This window comes from Blautia sp. HCP28S3_G10 (assembly GCF_052065235.1).
Lineage (GTDB): Bacteria > Bacillota > Clostridia > Lachnospirales > Lachnospiraceae > Blautia_A.
In genome coordinates, this window is record NZ_JBQHUL010000073.1 from 1 (window position 1) to 4,345 (window position 4,345).

Annotated in this window: 5 protein-coding genes; 1 reads left to right on the top strand and 4 read right to left on the bottom strand. The window is 40.0% G+C overall.

The genetic code is table 11. From position 1 onward, the window contains the following. The first annotated feature begins 247 nt into the window (after nucleotides 1-247). Nucleotides 248-775: a hypothetical protein gene (locus ACTNB8_RS16050; RefSeq protein ID WP_441056077.1), complete on the top strand. Its 528-nt coding sequence runs from the start codon at nucleotides 248-250 to the stop codon at nucleotides 773-775. Nucleotides 776-996: 221 nt separating this feature from the next. Here the strand turns inward: ACTNB8_RS16050 and ACTNB8_RS16055 are convergent, their stop codons facing one another. The 4 genes from ACTNB8_RS16055 to ACTNB8_RS16070 are packed head-to-tail and all read right to left on the bottom strand — an operon-like array spanning nucleotide 997 to nucleotide 3,995. Continuing rightward, nucleotides 997-1,833, bottom strand: coding sequence for a metal ABC transporter permease (locus ACTNB8_RS16055; protein WP_441056078.1), 837 nt, complete (start codon nucleotides 1,831-1,833; stop codon nucleotides 997-999). Nucleotide 1,834: 1 nt separating this feature from the next. Next, nucleotides 1,835-2,539 carry a metal ABC transporter ATP-binding protein gene (locus tag ACTNB8_RS16060; RefSeq protein WP_441056079.1) on the bottom strand — a complete coding sequence of 235 codons (705 nt, stop codon included), beginning with the start codon at nucleotides 2,537-2,539 and terminating at the stop codon, nucleotides 1,835-1,837. 32 nt (nucleotides 2,540-2,571) lie between these two features. Beyond that, complete coding sequence (locus tag ACTNB8_RS16065) at nucleotides 2,572-3,567, bottom strand: metal ABC transporter substrate-binding protein (protein WP_441056081.1); 996 nt, start codon at nucleotides 3,565-3,567, stop codon at nucleotides 2,572-2,574. Next, entirely contained in the window at nucleotides 3,567-3,995 is a 429-nt protein-coding gene (locus ACTNB8_RS16070) for a Fur family transcriptional regulator (protein ID WP_441056080.1), read from the bottom strand. The genes ACTNB8_RS16065 and ACTNB8_RS16070 overlap by 1 nt, the downstream gene beginning before the upstream one ends. Nucleotides 3,996-4,345: the final 350 nt, after the last annotated feature.

Below are 4,345 nucleotides of genomic sequence, written 5' to 3' on the forward strand. Positions count from 1 at the left end.
CAAACATGAGGTATTGTCAAGTGTTTTTTGAGTTACTGGTAATAAAAAAGGAAACTCCTTTTTTACAAGGAATTTCCTTAAGTAAATGACATTGGTTCACTCCGTTCACAGTAACATTTATTCTACTGCGCGCATACATTTTTATATATTTTCAACAGTTTTTTTAAGTTTTTTCATTGCTTTTTGTATACTATCACTTTATAATAAAAATATCAACAAGGAATTTTAAATTTATGGAGGGATAATTATGAACGAAGAACTTTTTAACGAAGCTGCCAAATCGAATGTTTTATCCAGAAAACTGATCGATCAGCTGCAGGAAAGTATGAATTACAGCAGCATATCCTTTATCAACTGGACAATTGAAGTTCTAACCCTGGTCCGCAACCGTCTGGAACGTGGTGATCGTATTTCTGATGAAGTCAGCGGAGAAGTTTACACAGTAAGTTCATTCCAGAATTTTGTAAAAAATAATTTCTCCTCCTACATCACCAGTCAGGTATTTAAAGAAACCACTTCCTCTCACCCGGAGAAGATTTACTATTTCCTTACCCCATGTGACGGTGGATACAGCCTCGTAACCGCTGACTCCGGAAATAACAAAACTTACGAATGGATATCCAGCCTCAGCAAACGTTTCTCCCTGGTACAGATGATTGCCACTGGTATTGTATATGTGAAAGATAACCGTACAAATACATATCAGCCGTTCATTTCAGCAAATGGAAAATACTGCAGATATGATAAAACAAAAGGAATTCTGGTTGAAGTCTAATTTCAAGAATGCCTCTGCATTCTTGCTGCGAGATGCGCGTCATGCAATGCATGACATACTTCTTCTGCGCATCTCTGCAATCCTGCCGGAGGCTATATCAGATGGGGGATTGACTCCCACCACTAATACTGATTTGTTGCTCGCCACCTACAGAGGTGGGAGTCATCTCACATCTGATATATACAACAACGGTTCACATGACTCAGTGTGAACCGTTATTTTTATGCTCTTCCGCTTGCATAAGAAACCAGGAATATAACAATATCAACTGCTACAATAGTCGAACCAACCGGTGTACCTGCCAGAATTGAAATAATAATTCCGGCAGATGCACCAAGTACTGACATCACTGCTGCGCTTACTGTTACAGAACGGAAAGACTTAAACAGACGCATAGCAGAAAGTGCCGGGAAGATCACCAGTGCGGAAATCAGAAGTGATCCCACCAGATTCATGGCCAGTACAATAATCACTGCAATCACAACAGCGATCAGAAGATTATATGCGTTTGCTCTTGTTCCTGCAGCCTTTGCAAAATTCTCATCAAAAGTCACCGCGAAGATTTTATTATAAAACAGAATAAAAATCGCAACTACAACTACTGACAGAATAGCACAGAGCCATACTTCGCCTTTTGTCAGAGTCAGAATTGATGTTGATCCAAACAGAGTACTGCATACATCTCCTGAAATATTCGGACTTGTGGAAAAAATATTCATGAGCAGATAACCGATGGCAAGTGCTCCTACGGAAATCATTGCTATGGCTGCATCGCCCTTTATTCTGGTATTCTGTCCTGCCCGGAGAAGAAGGATTGCGCATACAACTGTTACAGGCAAAATAAACAGCATGTTATTTGTAATGTTCAGAACTGATGCGATCGCCATTGCACCAAATGCCACATGAGAAAGTCCATCTCCAATAAAAGAAAAGCGTTTCAGGACAAGTGTAACTCCCAGAAGTGAGGAGCAGAGTGCTATCAACACGCCAACAATTAATGCATAACGGACAAACGGATACTGAAAATACATTTTCAGTGTATCAATTATATTACTCATTTTACTCTTCCTCCTGTCCGGTAAAATGCCTTCCAAGGCTGCTCTTAAGATACTCTTTCTTCGTTCCAAAAAAGCAGTGTTCTCCAATATGCAGGATATGTGTTGCATAGCGGACTGCCGCTTCTATATCATGCGAGATCATAATGATCGTGATCTCATCTTTTTTGTTCAGATCCTGAATAAGCTGATACATTTCTGCTGTAACTCTCGGATCAAGGCCTGATACCGGCTCATCCAGCAAAAGGATTTTCTTTGCAGCACATAACGCTCTTGCCAGAAGCACACGCTGCTGCTGTCCACCTGATAATTCCCGATAGCATCTGTTCTGAAGCTCCAGAATCATCATTTTTTCCATGGCTTTACGGGCTGTTTCTTTTTCTTCCTTATTATAAAAAGGCCGCAAGCCACAATGTCCCTGACATCCGGAAAGTACAATTTCTTTCACTGATGCCGGGAAATCTCTCTGCACAAGTGTCTGCTGTGGAAGATATCCTATCTCATTTTTGCGAAGCCCATCCCCCAGCTCAATTGTTCCACTGATAGGTGGCTGTAAATGAAGAAGTGTCTTCATCAATGTGGATTTTCCTGAACCATTTTCACCTACAATACATAGATAATCGCCTGCATTTATAGAAAAATTCAGATTTTCCTGAATAGCTCTGTTTTCATATCCCAATGTAAGATTCTTACACGTAATCTGCGCCATTTATTTTAACACTCTCCTTTCATGTGCAGTGTTTATTGCATTGCCTCTTTCAGAACTTTGAGGTTGTCTTCCATTATAGAAAGGTACGTTGTTCCTTTTTTGATTTCATCCGCAGTAATTGACTGCATGGAATTCAGCACACATATTTTCTGGTCTTTCGTTTTTGTGTTTTCTATCACGGTCTGCGCAATCCTGTCATCTGATTTTTCAATAGTGAAAACATCCTTCAGTCCCAGTTCGTCAACTTTGCCGGCAAGAAATGTGATGGTCTTGAAGCTTGCTTCTGATTCTGCCGAACAACCGGAAAAAGCCGCATAATAAGAAATGCCATAATCATCTACAAGATAGCGGAATGGAAAACGATCTGCAAACAATAAAGTTTTGTGCGTTGACTGATCCACAATCTCCTGATATTTTGCATCCAGATCATTAAGCTTTGTCTGATATATTTCCAGATTTTTCTGATAAATATCACTGCCTTCCGGATCCAGTTCTTTCAACGTATCTACAATGGCTTCTGACACAGCTGATGCATTTCTGAGAGAGGTCCATACATGCTCATCATATTCCACTTCGTCTTCATGCTCATCATGTCCATGCTCATGTTCCTCTCCCTGCATTCCCTCTACAGTTTCCTCTTCCTTAATGGAGTCACCCAGAACTTCCATAAGATTTACTGTCTTCATATCCGGATTGGCTGCTGATTTCAGGGCATCTTCAATCCATTCATCAGATTCTCCGCCAACATAGATCAGCAAGTCACAACCGGATACCTTCATAATATCTTTAACGGCCGGCTGAAAACTGTGAAGATCTGTTCCATTGTCCAGGAGAAGGGTAAGATCTACATCCTTTATCCGCTCTCCCAGTATCTCTCTTGTCCAGTCATATTCCGGAAAAATCGTCGTCACTATCTTCATTTTTTTTTCTGTTTTTGTATTATCTGCCTGTGTAGGGTTTGTTCCTGTAACACTGAACAGCCCGACTGCCATTATCACTGCCATTAATATAGAAGTAATTTTTCTGATCATTGACTTTCCTCTGCACTGCATTCGCTGCATACTCCATAAAATACTGTTCTTAAAGGATCCATACGGAATCCATGATGTTCCATCATATGAGCTTCCAGTTTAACCACATCTTCACACTGTAAATGGATGAGTTTTCCGCATTTTTCACATTTACAGTGAAAACATTCCTGTTTCTGACAGCTGTGTTCTTCACCGAGAAATTCGAAACATGCACTGCTGGTTCCATCTACTGTGTACTTTGCTACCAGTCCCTGTTCTACCATTTTTTCAAGATTACGGTAAACGGTTGTAGTTCCTATATTAATTCCCTGTTCTTTAAAATAATTGCAGACATCCGAGACTGTCACATGAGTTCCCTGTACAGTTTTCAGATAGGACAGAAGCTTTGCCATCTGCTTTGTCTGATACTGGGCCTTAACTGCCATTTATTTCATCTCTCTTTCTTATACACACAAATTACATTCACAAATTATCTCATCGTAACTGTTCAGTACCCTCACAGTTACGAGTCAAAATGCATTCCAAATCACCTTCGGTGATGGCATTTTGCCTTGTATGTCTCGGGATTTTGGCAAAAAACATGCCAAAACACCTCGCAGGATACTACCTTCTGATTTGAAAATCATTTTCATATTATAGCAGTTTTTCTTTCACTGTCAATATGAAAGTAAGCGCCAAATATTCCTGCGGATTTCCTAACACTCTGTTTCCCTCTATAATTGTAGGCGAAAGATATTTAGACTATTTCACTACAATTACGGAGGATAAGTTATGG

What these genes read in the sequence shown, in the direction of transcription:
- ACTNB8_RS16050 (WP_441056077.1), top strand. Translation starts at nt 248, where the DNA reads ATGAACGAAGAACTTTTTAACGAAGCTGCCAAATCGAATGTTTTATCC.
- ACTNB8_RS16055 (WP_441056078.1), bottom strand. Translation starts at nt 1,833, where the DNA reads ATGAGTAATATAATTGATACACTGAAAATGTATTTTCAGTATCCGTTT.
- ACTNB8_RS16060 (WP_441056079.1), bottom strand. Translation starts at nt 2,539, where the DNA reads ATGGCGCAGATTACGTGTAAGAATCTTACATTGGGATATGAAAACAGA.
- ACTNB8_RS16070 (WP_441056080.1), bottom strand. Translation starts at nt 3,995, where the DNA reads ATGGCAGTTAAGGCCCAGTATCAGACAAAGCAGATGGCAAAGCTTCTG.